The sequence below is a fragment of the Variovorax sp. P5_A3 genome (genome assembly GCF_056400665.1).
The window spans coordinates 356,887-374,805 of record NZ_JBFUKW010000008.1 but is presented as its reverse complement, the minus strand read 5'-3'; the positions used below and the strand labels follow the sequence as shown (position 1 = coordinate 374,805).

At 65.0% G+C, this 17,919-nt stretch carries 15 protein-coding genes; 6 read left to right on the top strand and 9 right to left on the bottom strand.

The window, feature by feature from the left end; all coding sequences use genetic code 11:
* Positions 1 to 6 precede the first annotated feature (6 nt).
* From AC1D3B_RS15355 to AC1D3B_RS15345, 3 genes are all read left to right on the top strand, one after another.
* Complete coding sequence (locus tag AC1D3B_RS15355) at positions 7 to 984, top strand: 2-dehydropantoate 2-reductase (protein WP_478191522.1); 978 nt, start codon at positions 7 to 9, stop codon at positions 982 to 984.
* A gap of 781 nt (positions 985 to 1,765) precedes the next feature.
* Positions 1,766 to 5,671, top strand: coding sequence for an RHS repeat-associated core domain-containing protein (locus AC1D3B_RS15350; RefSeq protein ID WP_478191521.1), 3,906 nt, complete (start codon positions 1,766 to 1,768; stop codon positions 5,669 to 5,671).
* Complete coding sequence (locus tag AC1D3B_RS15345) at positions 5,668 to 6,075, top strand: hypothetical protein (protein WP_478191520.1); 408 nt, start codon at positions 5,668 to 5,670, stop codon at positions 6,073 to 6,075. The genes AC1D3B_RS15350 and AC1D3B_RS15345 overlap by 4 nt, the downstream gene beginning before the upstream one ends.
* 216 nt (positions 6,076 to 6,291) lie before the next feature.
* Here AC1D3B_RS15345 and AC1D3B_RS15340 read toward each other — a convergent pair whose 3' ends face one another.
* Positions 6,292 to 7,014 carry a hypothetical protein gene (locus AC1D3B_RS15340; protein ID WP_478191519.1) on the bottom strand — a complete coding sequence of 241 codons (723 nt, stop codon included), beginning with the start codon at positions 7,012 to 7,014 and terminating at the stop codon, positions 6,292 to 6,294.
* 10 nt (positions 7,015 to 7,024) lie between these two features.
* On the bottom strand, positions 7,025 to 8,113 hold the full coding sequence (gene alr, locus AC1D3B_RS15335; protein WP_478191518.1) for an alanine racemase: 1,089 nt from the start codon (positions 8,111 to 8,113) through the stop codon (positions 7,025 to 7,027).
* A gap of 172 nt (positions 8,114 to 8,285) precedes the next feature.
* On the opposite strand from alr, the gene lplT reads away from it, so the two are divergent.
* The 3 genes from lplT to AC1D3B_RS15320 are packed head-to-tail and all read left to right on the top strand — an operon-like array spanning position 8,286 to position 10,982.
* A complete protein-coding gene (gene lplT / locus AC1D3B_RS15330; RefSeq protein ID WP_478191517.1) occupies positions 8,286 to 9,590 on the top strand; it encodes a lysophospholipid transporter LplT in 1,305 nt (434 codons plus the stop codon).
* Positions 9,591 to 9,597: 7 nt separating this feature from the next.
* On the top strand, positions 9,598 to 10,500 hold the full coding sequence (locus AC1D3B_RS15325) for a DMT family transporter (protein ID WP_478191516.1): 903 nt from the start codon (positions 9,598 to 9,600) through the stop codon (positions 10,498 to 10,500).
* The gene (locus AC1D3B_RS15320) at positions 10,497 to 10,982 is read left to right on the top strand and encodes a glutathione peroxidase (RefSeq protein ID WP_478191515.1); all 486 of its coding nucleotides are present in this window, start codon (positions 10,497 to 10,499) and stop codon (positions 10,980 to 10,982) included. The genes AC1D3B_RS15325 and AC1D3B_RS15320 overlap by 4 nt, the downstream gene beginning before the upstream one ends.
* Before the next feature lie 119 nt (positions 10,983 to 11,101).
* On the opposite strand, the gene AC1D3B_RS15315 is transcribed toward AC1D3B_RS15320, so the two are convergent.
* The 7 genes from AC1D3B_RS15315 to AC1D3B_RS15285 all read right to left on the bottom strand — a co-directional run bounded on the left by AC1D3B_RS15315 (position 11,102) and on the right by AC1D3B_RS15285 (position 17,875).
* On the bottom strand, positions 11,102 to 11,506 hold the full coding sequence (locus AC1D3B_RS15315) for a carboxypeptidase-like regulatory domain-containing protein (RefSeq protein WP_478191514.1): 405 nt from the start codon (positions 11,504 to 11,506) through the stop codon (positions 11,102 to 11,104).
* Between the two features lie 100 nt (positions 11,507 to 11,606).
* Complete coding sequence (glcF, locus tag AC1D3B_RS15310; RefSeq protein WP_478191513.1) at positions 11,607 to 12,845, bottom strand: glycolate oxidase subunit GlcF; 1,239 nt, start codon at positions 12,843 to 12,845, stop codon at positions 11,607 to 11,609.
* 8 nt (positions 12,846 to 12,853) lie between these two features.
* Complete coding sequence (glcE, locus tag AC1D3B_RS15305; protein WP_478191512.1) at positions 12,854 to 13,951, bottom strand: glycolate oxidase subunit GlcE; 1,098 nt, start codon at positions 13,949 to 13,951, stop codon at positions 12,854 to 12,856.
* 28 nt (positions 13,952 to 13,979) lie between these two features.
* The gene (locus tag AC1D3B_RS15300) at positions 13,980 to 14,900 is read right to left on the bottom strand and encodes an SMP-30/gluconolactonase/LRE family protein (protein WP_478191511.1); all 921 of its coding nucleotides are present in this window, start codon (positions 14,898 to 14,900) and stop codon (positions 13,980 to 13,982) included.
* Between the two features lie 138 nt (positions 14,901 to 15,038).
* A complete protein-coding gene (locus tag AC1D3B_RS15295) occupies positions 15,039 to 16,589 on the bottom strand; it encodes an ammonium transporter (protein WP_478191510.1) in 1,551 nt (516 codons plus the stop codon).
* Between the two features lie 27 nt (positions 16,590 to 16,616).
* Positions 16,617 to 16,955, bottom strand: a complete 339-nt coding sequence (glnK, locus tag AC1D3B_RS15290; RefSeq protein WP_028249673.1) for a P-II family nitrogen regulator — start codon at positions 16,953 to 16,955, stop codon at positions 16,617 to 16,619.
* A 56-nt stretch (positions 16,956 to 17,011) separates the two neighbouring features.
* A complete protein-coding gene (locus AC1D3B_RS15285; RefSeq protein WP_478191604.1) occupies positions 17,012 to 17,875 on the bottom strand; it encodes a TorF family putative porin in 864 nt (287 codons plus the stop codon).
* Between the last annotated feature and the right edge of the window lie 44 nt (positions 17,876 to 17,919).

The window sequence follows — 17,919 nt, the reverse complement described above, 5'->3', positions numbered from 1 at the left end:
TGAATCATGAAGGTTTGCATCTACGGCGCCGGTGCCATCGGCGGCTGGATCGGGGTGAAGCTCGCGCAGGCGGGCTGCGAGCTCGACGTGGTGGCGCGCGGCGCGACGCTCGAAGCGCTGAAGCGCGACGGACTCACGCTGGTGAGCGGCAGTTCGCGCGCGGCCGTGCCGGTCAACGCGAGCAGCGATCCGAAGACGCTGGGCGTACAGCAACTGGTGCTGGTGGCGGTCAAGGCGCCGGCACTGCCGGCGGTGGCGCAACAGATCGCGCCGCTGCTCGGCCCCGACACGATCGTGCTCACGGCCATGAACGGCGTGCCGTGGTGGTTTCTTCAGGGCGGTTTCGGCGGCAGTCTCGCCGGCGCGCAACTGGAGGCCATCGACCCGGGCGGCAGGATCGACGCGGCCATTCCGGCGAAGCACGTCATCGGCTGCGTGGTGCATGCGAGCTGCGCGCTCGATGCGCCCGGCGTGGTACGGCACAACTTCGGCAACGGCCTGATCATCGGCGAGCCCTCGGGCGAAGCGACACCGCGCGCGGAAGCCCTGCGTGACCTGCTGGCGCGCGCGGGCATCGACACGAAGCTCTCGCCACAGATCCAGAAGGACGTCTGGTACAAGCTCTGGGGCAACATGACGGTCAACCCCATCAGCGCGTTGACCGGCGCGACGACCGACGTCATCCTCAACGACGACCTGGTGCGCGGCTTCATCTCCACGATCATGCTGGAGGCCAAGGAGATCGGCGCACGCATCGGCGTGCCGATCGCGGAGAGCCCCGAGGACCGGCACGCGGTCACGCGAAAGCTCGGTGCGTTCAAGACCTCGATGCTGCAGGACGTCGAAGCCGGGCGTGCGGTCGAGCTCGATGCGCTGGTTTCGGCGGTGCGGGAGTTGGGGCAGCGGTCCGGCGTGCAGACGCCGTTCACCGATGCGCTGCTGGGCCTCGCGCGCTTGCGCGCCAGGCAATTAAAGCTCTACTGACCAAATCGACATTCGGAAGATTCCGACAAAGTTAGAGAAATCCCCTCGCGATTCACGCTTGTCCGGCATCGGCTGAGCGGCTACCGTGGGCGCAGTTGTCAGCCAATCGACAACCGTCTGCGGTCCGATAGCACGACCGGACTCGTGCCGCCTGCGGCCGGGACGCAGGCCAATCAGAAGTCGAAGGAGGCCTCGCAAGAGCGGCCCGGCTTCACAGGGGGAATCAATGCTAGAAAAATTCGGGATGCGCACGCTCAGCGCGGCTGTTTTCGTGTGGCTGCGGCTTGCAGATGCGGCTCGGGCTGTGTGCCGGGGCTATGGCGCTGCGCTGGTCTTGGCACTTTTTTCCCTGCATAGCCCTAGCCATGCAGACGCCGTGAGGTGGCCGGCGAGGTACGGAGAATTTTCGGAAGTACGACGCAACTTTCCGATAAACCCGCTCACTATCGATGTTGCAACGGAGGCCGAAGTCTGTCCCGCCATAACGGCGATAAACAGAGTCACGTACAACTATTGCCCCGGAGCGGGTTTCGAATCCTCCTTCTGCTCTCCCACTGACTATGGTCATTGCGACCCGGGAGTCGAGAACACTTTTACCATCAGCGCCATGTGTGGCGACTCCCCGAGGACGCAGCCGCGACCGGAGCGGTCTGTACCAATAATTTATGACGACTCCCTCAGGACGGGAACAGGACTGAACCACACAATGTGCACTTGCCCTGAAGGGCGAGTCGCAGATCGAGCCAGTGGTAGTTGCATCCTATCCGAGGAAAGCCCAGACTTGATTCCGGAGAAGAACAAGGGCGACGGTACTGACCGGGACGGGCCGCCGACCTGCGTCGGCAACCCCATCAACTTCGCGATGGGCAACAAGGTGCAGGAGGAGGAAGACTACCGGAATGCAGGGGCCAACCACCCGCTGCGTTTTGCGCGCATCTTTAACAGCGCCGACGGCTACTGGCGCCACTCCTACGCAACACGCCTGCAAATAGAAGCCGCCAGAATCACGCTGATTTTCTCGAACGGGCGCGAGTCGCCATTCGCCCGGAACGGCTCCACCATCACCGCCGATCCGGATGAACTGGGGCGACTCACGCAGAGCGGCACCCATTGGCTGTATGTGGATCGGGACGGCACCTACCATGCCTTCGATGCCAACGGACGACTGGTGAAACAGACTCGCGTCGACGGTCACAGCCACAGCCTGAGCTACGCGGCCAATGGCGCCGTCACAGTGACCGACAACTTTGGCAACAGCCTGAGCTTCACCCAGGATGCACAATTCCAGCCGCTGACACTTAGTGCCGCCGGTATCAGCGTTGTGTACAACTACGACACCGCGACGCGGCTACTGTCCGCAGTCAGGACGATTGACGCACAAGTGAAGGTGCGAACTTATCACTATGAAAACGCGGCCTACCCGCGCTTTCTCACAGGCATCACCGATGAACTGGGCATACGCTTTGCCACGTTCGCCTATGACAGCAAGGGCCGCGGCATCAGCACCGTCCATGCCGGTGGCGTCGAGCAAACGCAGGTGACCTACAACGCCGACGGCACCACCACCGTCACGAATGCCTTCGGCAAGCAGACGACCTATCACTTTGTGGTCGTGAACGGGGTCAAGCGCATCGTGCGAATTCAAGGCGACCCAGCGCCGGCATGTCCTGCGAGCAATTCCACGTTCACCTATAGCCCTCGCGGGCAACTTACCGGCCAGACCAACAACGAGGGGAATGTCACTAGCCACGCATTCAACAACCGCGGCCTGGAAACATCGCGCGTTGAAGCCGTTGGCACCCGTGAGGAGCGCGTCACCAATATCGAATGGGATGCCACGCGCCCCTTGCCGACGCTCATTGAAGAGAACGGTCGCAGAAGGACCTACACCTACGACAGCGCCGGCAAACTCCTGAGCAAGTCCATCACCCATACTGGAGTGATGCCTCACAAGGTCCAAACCTGGCAATGGACCTACAACACTCAAAACTTGGTCCGCACCGAGACAGCTCCCAACGGCGCCGTGACCACGCACGACTACGATACACGCGGCAATCTACTTGCGGTCACGAACGCACTGCGGCAAATCACGTCGTACGAGTACGACACCGCCAACCGCATCATCACCAGCAAGGCTCCCAACGGCTTGGTCACCACCTACACCTGGGAGGGCGACCGCTTGCTCGGACAGCAAGTGGGCAATTTGCCGGCCACAAAGTTTACGTACCATCCAACCGGGACTCTGGCTACGCTCACGCTACCTTCAGGCTTGGTGCTCTCCTATACCTACGACAGTGCTCACCGCCTGACGGGCTGGAGCAATAACCGCGGCGAGTCCGGCGCGTTCACGCTCGACGCCATGGGCAACCGCACTTCCGAAGAGGTCAGGGATGCTACCGGCAACATCGCCTGGACCGTCGCCCGCACGATCGACAGCCTCAGCCGCGTGACCAGAAAGACGGAAGGCACCGACCAGATCGAAATGTTCGCGTACGACCTCAACAATGAACTGGTTACCGAGACCAACGGGCTGAACCAGAGCACCCGCTACCGTCTGGACGGACTACGCCGCGTGACAGCCATCACCAATGCGACGAACGCCACAGCCACCCTGTCCTGGAACGCGCTCGACAACATCATCCAGGCCAAGGACTTCAAGGGCGTCGCGACCAACTACGCCCCCGACGCACAGGGCAACGCCGCCAGCGAGTCCAGCGCCGACGCCGGCCTCCGCAGCGCCCAATACGACAGCTTGGGCCTACCCATCCGCATCGTCGACGCCCTCGGCCAAGCCACCGAGATTCAGCGCGACGCCCTCGGTCGCCCGACGCGCCTGACGTTCGCCGATGGAAAGACCAGCACCCTTCGGTACGACCTCAGCCCATCGAGCATCGGCTACCTCTCCGAGATCGTTGATCGAAGTGGCACCACCGCCTACACACGGGACAGTTTCGGCCGCGTCACCTCGAAGCGCCAGACCCTCACGAGCGGGCTCGTGCAACACGTCGGCTACGGCTACAAGGCGAGCGGGCTGCTGGAGAGCATTACCTATCCGAACGGCGGCGTGCTCACGTATGAGTACGACGCAACCGGAGTTCTGCGCCATATCAAGTGGAACGGGACCTATGTGGTCAGCAACATCCAGTCGCGGCCTGATGGCCGCCCAGCTTGGTGGGGGTGGCCTTTCGTGAACCCATCTTTGGGTGGACGGTTCAGGTATGACGCTGCCAATCGAGTGACCTGGGTGGACCACGGAACGGACATTGTCAGTGGCTATACGTACGACGGCGCAGGACGTATCTCAAGCCTGAGACAAACACTCTTGCAGCCCGCCGACGCAGACCCAACCCATAGCACCGTCGTGACAAGCAACGCCAAGTGGAACGTCGGCTATGACGCCGCGGGCCGCATCACCAGCTTCAACCGCATCGGGCATACAGCCGGCTTCACCTATGACGCCAATGGCAACCGGACGAGCAGCATCCGAAATCTCGACGGCGTGACGACCAGCCGCAGCTACGGCGTCGAGGGCGCGAGCAACAAGCTCACCGGCTTCAGCCAGACCACTGGAAGTGCGGCCACCAGCGTGGCCTACCAATACAACGCCAACGGCGATCTCGTGGGCGATGGGCTGCGCAGATACACCTACGACGCCGAGGGAAGGCTCAGTGCGGTGACGACCGGCGCCACCGACGCGAGCCCGACCGTCCGCTACGCGCACAACATGCTCGGGCAGCGTGTGTTCAAGACGGAGCCCCTGTATCCGCCAGCGGAGGGCGACGAGAACGATCCAGGATTCTTCCAGGCACTGATTGCCTTCTTTGCGCAGTTCTGGGCACCGAACACGACGGATGCGGAGAAGCTGGGCTTTGCGTTCGTCTATGACGAGGGCGGCAATCTGATCGCGGAGACGGGTACGGGCGGGGCGAACAGTTCGGGCAGCACGCAGTACATCTATCTGCCGACGCCCTCCGGCGCGATGCCGATGGTGGCCATCATCAATGGCGCGAAGTACGCGGTGCACAGCGATCACTTGAACACTCCGAGGAAACTCACGAACGACAGCGGGCAGCCGGTGTGGCAGTGGGCGTTCAGCGCCTTTGGGGATGAGCAACCGACGACTGCGGCCAATCGTTTTGCGGCGCCGGGAACTGGTGGTGTCATCGGGACGCCGGTGACGTTCAATTTGCGGTTTCCGGGGCAGTACTACGATAAGGAGTCAGGCCTCAACTACAACTACTTCCGCTCCTACAGCCCGGCAACCGGACGATATAACCAATCCGATCCGATTGGACTCGATGGCGGCTGGAACAGATTCGGCTACGTGGGCGGGAATCCGCTGCGGAACAGCGACCCCTTGGGCTTGTGCCCAATGTGCCTGATACCCGCTCTACCTTACGTCGGAGAGGCGGCAGTCGTTGCCGGGGCATGGTGGGCAAGCCAGAACACATTTCAAACAAAAACACCGTCCACCGGTGATCCAGGAGAGTGGCATACAAATCCTGGCAATGGTCAAGAACGGCTGTTTGGTCCGGACGGCAGGCCTGCTATCGACATCGATTGGCATCCCGACCACGGCGTAGGGCGTCCACACGGGCACAATTGGGATGATGGAAAACGAGGCCCAGGCGTTCCTCTTTCGCCTTGGCCGCAAGTCCGTACTCCAAATACCTGCCCAACAATATGACCGCTGTAGATATTGAACAGCTAGCTACGTTCCACGACGCCGAGCTTCGACACGTCTCGTACAAAGCGGCAACCACCAAGTTGGAACTGGGTTTTGAGAAGGCAGACGGCGAGTTTTCCGTGGTCACGCTATCTCAAGTTGCCGCGTTCAGAGTGGTTGATATGCAGACGCAGAATGTGGTTTCCCGATTGCTTGTCCAAGGTCGCAATGTTCACCTTACTGAGAGTGAAGTTGGCGAACGCATAAATTGGATTTCAATGTCATGTGCTGGCGAGCAGCTGGCAGCGCCATCGAAGCTAGATGCGCTCGCAGCAAGGGTGAACTCCGGCCAGTCGCTGCTTTTTATCCTCGAGCCATCTTGGGGCGCCGAACTGATGGTGATCGCTGAAGCGCTTTCTTCTTGAGCCGAGGGAGAAGACTCGATGCCTACTCACATCAGCCTTCGCTTCAAGCACGCTTTGAGAAGTGGGCGACTGAGCATCAACTGGCCGTGTCGTCGGGACGCGGTGACCTTCAAATTCCGGTATCCAGGGCAGTAGTACGACAAGAGGTCAGGTCTTAACTTACTGAGGCTCTTGCACCGTTGGTTGATTCGTATCAACGTTGAACTGACCCAGTTTTCAACGCTTCAGAAGGACACGCACGGCTCCGGGTAGCGAGTGCACCTCGGGCATGAAGCGGTCGATCACCGCGCCGAGCACCACCGCGCACAACAGGGCCCCCAGCAGCGGCTTCCATGTCAGCCGCACCGCGACGGCCAGCCAGCCTTCGCGCGCCACGCGCACCGCGACGCGTGCGGACACATACGAAAAGGCGACCTCTACGGCAACGGCCAGCAGCGCGTCCCAGCCGAAATAGAGCAGCACCAGCGCGCCCGCACCGAACAGGATCGCGACGCAGATGAGGAAGACCGCCAGCACCGGCACGACGATGACTGCACCTTCGTCGGCGCCAGCCACGACATCGAGCGCGCCGCTGGCAACGTCGGAGATGCCGCTGCCTGAGCCCACGTCCACCGCCCCGCCATGCGCGGACGGCCACTCGCCGACGCCGGGGTCCGGCAGGTCGGGGTCGATCCGGGTGTTGCGTTGCACCAGCCTTCCCGCCCACCAGCGCAAGACCAGCAGGTAGGCGAGATAACCCACCCCCAACGTCACGAAGTAGCGCGTGGCCAGCGACTCCACACCGAGTCGCATCTGCAGGTGCGACACCAGCCACATCAGCAACAGCGTGAAGGTCCCGATCAGCAGCCCGTGCGTGCGGAGGTTGTAAGTGCGGTGCAGGTCACGCTCGACTTGCGTCTCCCACAGGCGCACGGAGCGCCAGTCCGAAAGAACCTTCAAGCAGCGGCCTTCAATCGACCGCCGACGGCACGCGCATGGCCACGGCGCACATGAGCTCGTATCCAACGGTGCCGGCCGCTTGCGCCACTTCGTCGATGGACAGCAGCGCGCCGTTGGACGCGCGGCCCCACAGCGTGACCTCGCTGCCGAAGCCCGCATCCGGAACCGGCGTGAGGTCGACCGTGACCATGTCCATGCTCACGCGCCCCAGGGTGCGCGTGCGCACGCCGTTCACCAGCACCGGCGTGCCGGTGGTGCAATGGCGCGGGTAGCCGTCGCCATAGCCGACCGCGGCAACGCCGACGCGCAACGGGCCTTCTGCCGTGAATCTCGATCCGTAGCCGATGGTGTCGCCCGCCTTCAGGTTCTGCACGCCGATCAACCGCGTGGACAGCGTCATGCCCGGCTGAAGCTGCCAGTGCGCCGCATCGTGTTCGGGATAGTCGGGTGCGCTGCCATACAGCAGGATGCCGGGACGGATCCAGTCCGCGCGCGTGCTTGCCGCGTGGCGCAGGGTGGCCGCGCTGTTGGCGACCGACCGCTCGCCCGGCAGGTCCTGCGTGGTGCGTTCGAAGACGTCGATCTGGTGTGCGATGCCGCGCGGGCCGTCCGAATCGCTGAAGTGCGTCATCAGCGTGATCTCGTCGACCTGCGGCAGCGCGTTCAGTCGTGTCCACGCCGACCGAAAGCGCTCGGGCGCAAAGCCCAGGCGGTTCATGCCCGAATTCATCTTGAGGAAGACGCGCTGCGGCGCCTGCGTCTTGTGGGCCGCCAGCATGTCGATCTGCTCGTCGCAGTGCACGGTATGCCAGAGGTCGAGGCGCGAGCACAACTCCAGGTCGCGCGCATCGAAAACGCCTTCGAGCAGGAGCACGGGGCCGCGCCAGCCGAGGGCGCGCACGCGCGCGGCCTCGTCGAGGTCGAGCAGCGCAAAGCCGTCGGCGGCGCGGAAGGCATCGAACACGCGCTCGATGCCGTGGCCGTAGGCATTCGCCTTGACGACGGCCCACACCCGTGAATCGAGCGCGGCGCGGCGCGCGCGGTCGAGGTTGTGCCGCAGTGCAGCAATATGAACAGTGGCGAGGATCGGACGCGGCACGGCAAAAAACCCTGAGTAAAACAGGAAACACTCACACAAACGCGCCCAGAGTGAAGGGCGCGTCACGCCATTTTGACACCGCACCCCCATGCTATAACCGCGCAGCCGGCACTTAAGCTGCCCCTCTTCCACTATCGCCAGCAGTCTCACTTTCTGGCCAGCCAGCCCATCGATGAAGCGCGGTTTCTACACGATCATGTCGGCCCAGTTCTTTTCGTCACTGGCCGACAATGCGCTTTTCGTTGCTGCCGTGGAACTGATGCGAACCAACGGCGCACCCGAATGGCAGCGCGCCGCGCTGGTCCCGATCTTCACCATCTTCTATGTCGCGCTCGCGCCGCTGGTCGGCGCCTTTGCCGACGCCTTGCCGAAGGGCAAGGTCATGTTCATCAGCAACGCGATCAAGGTGGTGGGCTGCGTGATGATGCTGTTCGGCTCGCACCCGCTGTTTGCCTACGCCATCGTGGGCCTGGGCGCGGCGGCGTACTCGCCGGCCAAGTACGGCATCCTGACCGAACTGTTGCCCGCGTCTCAACTGGTCAAGGCCAACGGCTGGATCGAGGGCCTGACCATCGCATCGATCATTCTCGGCATCGTGCTTGGCGGCCAACTGGTGGGCCATGCGCTGTCGAGCCACCTGCTGGCGCTCGACATCCCCGGTATCGACACCGGCATCGACTCGGCGCCCGAAGCGGCGATCTCGGCGCTGATCCTGGTCTACATCCTGGCCGCGTGGTTCAACACGCGCATCCCCGGCACGGGTGTGGAGATGCGGCCGTTGCGCGCCAATCCGCAGCACGGCTTCGTCCGCAACATGGCGGCGCTGCTGCCCGATTTCTGGCACTGCAATTCGCGGCTCTGGCGAGACAAGCTCGGCCAGATCTCCCTGGCAACGACTACTCTCTTCTGGGGTGCGGGCGGCAACCTCAAGTACATCGTGCTGGCCTGGGCCTCGCTGGCGCTGGGCTACAACACGGCGCAGGCCTCGTCGCTGACGGGCGTGGTGGCGATCGGCACCGCGGTCGGCGCGATCGTCGCCTCGGTGCGCATGCGGCTCGACATGGCGACGCGCGTGATCCCGCTGGGCATCGGCATGGGCGTGCTGGTGATCGGCATGAACTTCATCGGCAACATCTGGCTGGCCGTGCCCTTCCTGATCCTGCTGGGCGGGCTCGGCGGCTTCCTCGTCGTGCCGATGAACGCGCTGCTCCAGCACCGCGGCCACAACCTGATGGGCGCGGGCCGGTCGATCGCGGTGCAGAACTTCAACGAGCAATCCTGCATCCTGATCCTCGGCGCGTTCTACAGCGCCTGCACCGGCCTCGGCATGTCGGCGTATGCGGCCATCACCGCCTTCGGCGTCGTGGTGGCCGGCTTCATGTGGGTCATCAAGCGCTGGCACCAGAGCAACCTCCGCAAGTACCCCGAAGAGGTCGAGCACCTGCTCGCCATCGCGCGCAGCGACAAGCACCACTGATCCCGTCTTGCCCGCCATCGCGCTGATCTTCAACGCCTTCGTCTGGGGCGTCTCCTGGTTTCCCTTCCGGCAGATCGAAAACCACGGTCTCCATCCGGTGTGGGCGACCTGCCTGATCTATGCCGCGATCGCACTGGCCATGGCGCTGCTGCGCCGCAGCACGTGGCACGTCTTCGCGCGGCACCCCGGGCTCGTGCTGCTGGGCCTGGCCGCAGGCTTCACCAATGTCGGATTCAATTGGGCGGTGACGCAGGGCGATGTCGTGCGCGTGGTGCTGCTGTTCTACCTGATGCCGCTGTGGAGCGTACTGCTGGCCTGGGTCTTCCTTGGCGAGCGTCCGACACCCCCGGCGCTGGCGCGCGTGGCGCTCGCGCTGGTCGGCGTCGCGGTCGTCCTCAAGACGCCGGAGACCGACTGGCCGATCCCGTCGAGCCTGCCGGACTGGCTCGGCGTCGCGGCCGGCTTCAGCTTCGCAGTGACCAACATCCTGCTGCGCCGCATGCGCCATGCGCCCGGCGAATCGCGTGCGCTCGCGATGTTCTGCGGCTGCGCGCTGGTGGCCGGCGCGACGGCGCTGGCGGGGACGGTGCTTGGCGCGATCGACCCGCCGCCATTGGCCGCACCGGCATGGTGGGGCTGGGCCTTGCTGCTCGGTGTCGCCTTCATCTTTGCCAACGTCTGCCTTCAGTACGGCGCCGCGCGGCTCGCGGCGAGCGCGACCTCGGTGATCATGCTGTCCGAGGTGTTGTTCGCCAGCAGCTCGTCGGTCGCGCTGGGCGCGGCGACGATGGACGCGCGGATCTGGATCGGCGGCGCGCTGATCGTGCTGGCCGCCCTCTGGTCCGCGTTTGCGCGATCGCCGGCCGGCGAGGATGATCGGCGTTCATTCCTTCAGAAAGACAAGCCATGACCAGCGTCTACGACTTCGAAGCCCGCCAGATCGATGGCAAGCCGGTGCCGCTTTCCAAGTTCAAGGGCAAGGTGCTGCTGATCGTCAACACCGCCAGCAAATGCGGCTTCACGCCACAGTTCGAGGGGCTGGAGGCCCTGTACGAGAAGTACTCGTCCAAGGGCCTCGCGGTGCTCGGCTTCCCGTCCAACCAGTTCGGCAACCAGGACCCGGGCACCAACGAGGAGATCGGCGCCTTCTGCGTCGAGAACTACGGCGTCAGCTTTCCGATGATGGAGAAGATCGACGTCAACGGCTCGAACGCCGCGCCGCTCTACAAGTGGCTGGTGAAGGAAGCCCCCGGTTTCCTCGGCAGCACGGCCATCAAGTGGAACTTCACCAAGTTCCTGATCGGCAAGGACGGACAGGTCATCCGCCGCTACGCGCCTCTCGACAAACCCGAGTCCATCACCCGCGACATCGAGACAGCCCTGGGCGCATAAGCGCTCCGCACGCAGCCGCCCCTTCGGGAAACACAGCGGAACCGGCTTCGCCGGGCCGCCAGTGTTGCCCCCTGGAGGGGGGAGGCGGCTACACGAAGTGAGCAAGCAACGGGGGTGGGTCAAAACCTGAAGTCCGCGGTCTTCGAGCCACCGCCCAACGTGACGACTTGCGTCTTGGTCACGCCGCCGACGGCCGCCTCCACGCTATAGCGGCCGGGCGGGAGGTCGACCAGGCAGACGGGGCCGTTCGCCTGCATCGCCAGGGCAGTGGCGCCGCTCGAATCCTTGACCGTCACGGCGACGTCCGCCAGATAGGCGCCGCTCGCTCGAGCGAACAGCAGTGAAAGCGGATAGTCCTTCATCGCGGCGCGCATGGCGACAGATTCGTCCGTGCCGATGCCACCGCACCGGTATTGCGCCGCGGCGGCAGGAACTTCAACAGGCACGACGGCGGGCTGGGCCTTGGCCAGCCAGGGCCCAAGGGCGCAGGCGCAAACGACGGCCCCGCGCAGAATGGAATGCATTGAAGCGTGCATGACGGGCACTCCCCGTAGTGAACATGCGCGCATCCTCTTCCCACGCCACCTTTCCGAGAGTCGGACCAGAACCCCAGTCCTTGTGCGATCAGTCCGCCGGCGTGTCCGACAACGCGTCGTCCAGCAGTTCGACCCAGTGCCGCACTGGCGTCTCGCTGCCGCTTTGCAGGTGCGTGATGCAGCCGATGTTGGCCGACACGATGGTCGTCGGCCTGAGCTGGTTCAGGTGGCCGAGCTTGCGGTCTCGCAGCGGATAGGCCAGTTCGGGCTGAAGGACCGAATACGTGCCGGCCGAGCCGCAGCAAAGATGCGATTCGCTCCGCGCCACCTGCACGTCGAAGCCCAGCGCGCGCAGGTTCACTTCGACACCGCCGCGCAGCTTCTGGCCGTGCTGCAGCGTGCAGGGCGGGTGGTAGGCGACCACGCCGGCCGGTGCGCTGACGCGTCCCTTCAGCGCCGGCACGAGCCCGGGCAGCAGTTCACTCAGATCACGGGTGAGCGCGCTGATGCGCTCGGCCTTGGCGGCGTAGGCCGGATCGTCCTTGAGCGTGTGCCCGTACTCGCGCACCGTGACGCCGCAGCCCGAGGCGTTCATCACGATCGCCTCGACCTCCTCGCGCTCGACCTGCGGCCACCACGCATCGATGTTGGCGCGCATCTGCGCCTTGCCGCCCTCGTGGTCGTTGAGGTGGAACTTCACCGCGCCGCAGCACCCCGCGCTGGGCGCGACGACCGCCTGGATGCCGGCCGCGTCGAGCACGCGCGCGGTCGCGCTGTTGATGTTGGGCGCCATCGACGGCTGCACGCAGCCGGCGAGCATCAGCATCTTGCGCGTGTGCGTGCGCGTGGGCCATTTGCCGGCAGGCTGCGGGGCGGGTACCTTGGCCTTGAGCTTCGCAGGAAGCAGGCCGCGCACCGACTGGCCAAGCTTCATCGCAGGCGCGAACAGCGGCGAAGGGAGCGCCTCCTTCAGTGTCCAGCGCACTGCCCTTTCGAGCGGCGGGCGCGGCACCTTCTCGTCGACGATCCTGCGGCCGATGTCGACGAGGTGGCCGTACTGCACGCCGCTCGGGCAGGTGCTCTCGCAATTGCGACAGGTCAGGCAGCGATCGAGATGCAGTTGCGTGCTGCGCGTCGGCGCCTTGCCTTCGAGCACCTGCTTGATCAGGTAGATGCGCCCACGTGGCCCGTCGAGCTCGTCGCCGAGCAACTGGTAGGTCGGGCAGGTGGCGGTGCAGAAGCCGCAATGCACGCATTTGCGAAGGATCGCCTCGGCCTCGCGGCCGTCGGCGGTGCCCTGGAATTCGGGAGCGAGTTCGGTTTGCATGCGTGGGGTCAGTCTGCGGGGTAAAGCCGTCCACGGTGAAAGACGGCGTGAGGATCGAACTCTTTCATCAATGCGCGATGAATGCGCTCGACGGCGGGGCTGAGGGTATCGAACCGGCCGAGCACGCGGTGACCGTGGATGTCCGACGGCATGAACAGCGTCGCATGGCCGCCGACCGCATGCGCCGCCGCACGCAGTTGCGGACGCTGGTCGGGTGGCGCCAGATACCAGCGCTGTCCGCCATGCCATTCGATCAAGGGCGTGGCGTCGATGTCGAGGACCGGCGCCGTCTGCGGCACCGACAGGCGCCAGAGATCGCGCGCACCGCGACCGCCGAACCACGGATGCTGCTGGTCGCGCAGCGACTGCCAGCCGGCAGCGGTACGCTCGCTGTCCTGGCGCTCTCCGCCCAGGTGCGCGCACGCCGCCTCGACCGCAGCCACCGCGCCGCGCAGGCGCAGCGAAAGCACGCCGACGCCGTCACGCTCGCGCCAAACGCTCGCGTTCAGCGGCAGCGGGCGACCGCCCCATTCGTTGAGCAACCGGAGCGCATCGGCCTGACTGCAGGCGAATTCGAGCGTCGCCTCGGCAGGCGCGACCGGCAGGACCTTGAGGCTCACTTCGGCGATGAGCCCGAGCACGCCCAGCGATCCCGCGAGCACGCGCGACACGTCATAGCCCGCGACGTTCTTCATGACCTGCCCGCCGAACGTGAGCACCTCGCCTCGCCCGTTCACCAGCGTGGTGCCAAGGACGTAGTCGCGCACCGACCCGACGCTCGCGCGCGCAGGCCCGCTGAGTCCGGCGGCGACCATGCCCCCGACCGTCCCGCCCACGCCGAAGCGCGGCGGTTCGAAGGGCAGACACTGCCCCTGCCCGGCAAGGACGGCTTCGAGTTCGGCCAGCGGCGTGCCGGCGCGCGCCGTGACGACCAGTTCGCTCGGCTCGTAGCTGGTGATGCCTGTGAGCTCGGTCGTGGAGAGCGGCTCGCCTTGCGGCGGCTCGCCATGGAAGTCCTTGGTGCCGCCCCCACGGATGCGCAGCATCGTCGCGTCGGCGGCAGCGGCGCGTATGCGCTCGATGATCTGGCTGATGGCTGGATCCATGCCGGCGATCCTACAGCCAGCCGATGGGTCAATCCTCAAAGAAGCTCACGGGCAAACCGGGCGTGGCCACGCGAATCGACAGCACGTGGCCCGACGCCGGCCGCTGCTCGAGTTCAGAAACTGATCGTCCGCGTCGCGCACTGGTGACGAACAGCGTGCGCAGGTCGTCTCCGCCGAAGCACGGCATCGTCGGGCACTGGACGGGCGTCGGCAGTGCGGCCACCTGCTCGCCCGATGGCGCGAAGCGCAGCAACTGCCCGCCCTCGAACATCGCCACCCAGTAGTGGCCGTCTGCGTCGACCGTGGCGCCATCGGGGCGGCCTTCGTAGCGGACGAGCGATTCAGGCGTCCACCCCGCGGGCTTGTCGGCGAACTGGTGGAACACGCGCGGATTCGACAGCCGGTTGGGCCGCGCCGCCCAGCTCCACGCGCGCACGACGTGTGCCGCGGTATCGGCCCAGTAGAGGGTGGGTTCGTCGGGCGCGAAGGCCAGGCCGTTGGCGGTGGTCGCCTCGTTGGCCATCTGGCTCAACGCCGGCGCGCGGCCGGCACGGGCGTCGAGGCAATAGAGCGCGGCGTTGGGGCGGTCCTTGGCCTCGTTGAGGGTGCCTGCCCAGAAGCGGCCCTGCGGATCGCATTTGCCATCGTTGAAGCGCATGGTGCGCACGTCGTGGTCGACCTTTGCCAGCGGTTCGAGTTCACCGGCCCATTCGCGCGCCCGATAGATGCCGTCGCGCAGCGCGATCACCAGGCCACCGTTCCGTGCGGGCGCCATGCAGCCGGGCTCGGTCGAAAGGTTCCATCGCTCCACGGACGGCCTGGCCATGTCGCCGCGTGTGCGGAGCACCGCGCGTCCCGGGATGTCCAGCCAGTAGAGCGAGCGCTCGACCGGATGCCAGAACGGCGATTCGCCGAGCTGGCTGAGGCTGTCGTTCAGCGTGGTCCACATGGGCGCAGCTTAAGGGGAAAACATGTCGGACGAAAAAAGGCCCGCCGGTGCCGAAGCACGAGCGGGCCGAACATCCAGAGGAGACTCTCGCAGAAAACTCTTTGTCGGATCGGGCCGCGCGGGGCGGCCCGACGAAGATCAGCGGCTGTACGCCGTTTCGCCGTGCGACGAGATGTCGAGGCCTTCGCGCTCTTCCTCTTCACTCACACGCAGGCCGATGGTGATGTCGGCGATCTTGTAGGCGATGAAGGACACGACGCCCGACCACACGATCGTCAGCACCACGGCCTTGAGCTGGATCCAGACCTGTGCGCCGATGCCGTTGGAGATCACGCTGGCCGTGACCCAGTCGCCCACGAGGCCGGGGCCGCCGAGGGATTGGGTGTTGAACACGCCGGTCAGCAGCGCGCCGACGATACCGCCGACACCGTGCACGCCGAACACGTCGAGCGAATCGTCAGCGCCGAGCAGCTTCTTGAGGCCATGGACGCCCCAGAGGCAGGCGAAGCCAGCGACGAGGCCCACCACGATGGCACCCATCAGGCCGACATTGCCGGCTGCGGGTGTGATCGCCACGAGGCCGGCGACGGCACCCGAGGCGGCACCCAGCATCGAAGCCTTGCCGCGCATCAGCGCTTCACCGATGCACCATGCGAGCACTGCGGCAGCGGTGGCCGAGAAGGTGTTCATGAAGGCCAGCACGGCGCTGGTGCCGGCTTCGAGTGCGGAGCCGGCATTGAAACCGAACCAGCCCACCCACAGCAGCGAGGCACCGACCATGGTCAGCGTCAGCGAGTGCGGCGTGAAGGATTCCTTGCCGTAGCCGATGCGCTTGCCGATCAGGAAGGCACCCACGAGACCGGCGACGGCCGCGTTGATGTGCACCACGGTGCCGCCCGCGAAGTCGAGCGCGCCCCATTGCCAGATCAGGCCGGCCTTGTCGTTCATCGCGTCGACGACTTCCTTGCTCGCGTAGGCGTCCGGACCCATCCAGAACCAGACCATGTGCGCGATCGGTGCGTAGCTGAAGGTGAACCAGATCACCATGAACAGCAGCACGGCCGAGAACTTCGCGCGCTCGGCGAAGGCACCGACGATCAGGCAGCAGGTGATGCCGGCGAAGGTGGCCTGGAACGCGGCGAACAGCAGTTCGGGGATGTAGACACCCTTGCTGAAGGTCGCGCCGGGTGCGAACACGCCGGTGGCCGCATCGAAGATCCCCTTCATGAAGAGCCGGTCGAAGCCCCCTATGAAGGCATTCCCCTCGCTGAAGGCCAGGCTGTAGCCGTAGATCAGCCACAGGACGACGATCATCGAGAAGGTGACCATGACCTGCATCAGCACCGACAGCATGTTCTTGCTGCGGACCAGGCCGCCGTAGAACAGTGCGAGGCCGGGGATCGTCATCATGATCACCAGCAATGTGGAGACCATCATCCAGGCGGTGTCACCCTTGTTGAACGAGGGTGCGGGTGCCGCGGCGGGCGCAGCCGCAGGCGCGGCGGCGGCATCGGGAGCCGCTGCAGCAGCGGCGGCAGCCGGGGCCGCTGCGGGTGCCGCGGCCGCGGGAGCAGCAGCGGGTGCCGTGGCAGCCGGTGCCGCGGGCGCCGCTGCAGTCTGTGCAAAGCCGGATGTGGCGGCCGCCAGCACGCTCATGCCGAGCGCGAGTGATACAAGGAATTTTTTCATTTCGGTTTGTCTTTCGTGCCTTGCGTGTCAGAGAGCTTCGCGGCCCGTTTCACCGGTGCGGATGCGCACGACCTGCTCCAGGTCGTAGACGAAGATCTTCCCGTCGCCGATCTTGCCGGTGCGTGCAGCGGCTTCGACGGCTTCGATCACGCGCTCTACCAGCTCGTCGGCCACGGCCGCTTCGATCTTGACCTTGGGCAGGAAGTCGACGACGTACTCCGCGCCGCGGTACAGCTCGGTGTGGCCCTTCTGGCGGCCGAAGCCCTTGACCTCGGTGACCGTGATCCCCTGCACGCCGATCGCCGACAGCGCTTCACGCACTTCGTCGAGCTTGAAGGGTTTGATGATGGCTGTGACCAGCTTCATGATGTTTCTCCTACAGATGAAAGGGACGGCGCAACCCAGGGGCACGCCTTCTGTGACTACAGGGTCTTGGTCAGCGTGAGGATGAAGCGCGTCACATTCGGCGAGAAGGTGGTCTGGCCGATCGGTCCGAAGACGGTGCCCGTGGGGATGCCCGGCGACGCCACCAGGTTGAAGGCACTCTGGTTGTTGCCGCCCTGCACCCAGCCGCCGAGCGCCAGGCCGCTGCCGAAGTCATAGGACACGCCGACGTTGTAGTCCAGGTAGTCCTTGTAGCCCAGGCTCTTGATGTCGCTGGTGAAGAAGGTGTAGCCGATGGCCGTCTTGAAGGTCAGCTTCGGAATGATCTCCTTCGTGTAGGCGAGGTTCAGGTAGCCGGTGTTCTGGCCGTCCAGGTTCGATCCGCCCTGGTTGCCGGCGTAGTTGAAGTAGTCATTGGAGACGGTCCAGGAGTACTTGGCGGTGAACGCGCCGAAGCGCTCGTCGGCCCAGGTGCCCGCGCCGTAGATCTCGGTGGTGTTGCCCGCGGTGTTGCCGGGGTAGTAGTACTGGTAGACGCCGACGTCCCAGTCGATCGGGCCGCCCTTGAATTTGTAGCCGCCGTAGAAGTCCATCTCGACGGAGTTGCCCTGCAGCCAGTTGACGCTGGAGTTCCAGTTGCCGACATAGAAGCCGCTGTCGCCGAAGGCATAGTCCAGGCCGCCCTGGATGGCGGGCTTGAACCAGCTGGTCTTGGCGAGGCCGTTGTGTCCGATGGTGTCCTGGTCCTGACCGCGGAACTTGTAGTTCGTCGTGATCGAGACGTTGCCCGTGAGGTTCGGAGCCGGGGGCGTTGCGGCTGCGTCGGCAGTCTGCGCGCTCGCGAGCATCGGCAGGGCGGCAAGGGCGCCCACTGCCAGGACCAGAACGGATTTACGGTGCATCATCGAGTGACTCCTCGGAGTGTTTTGAAAGTGGTTTGGAAACC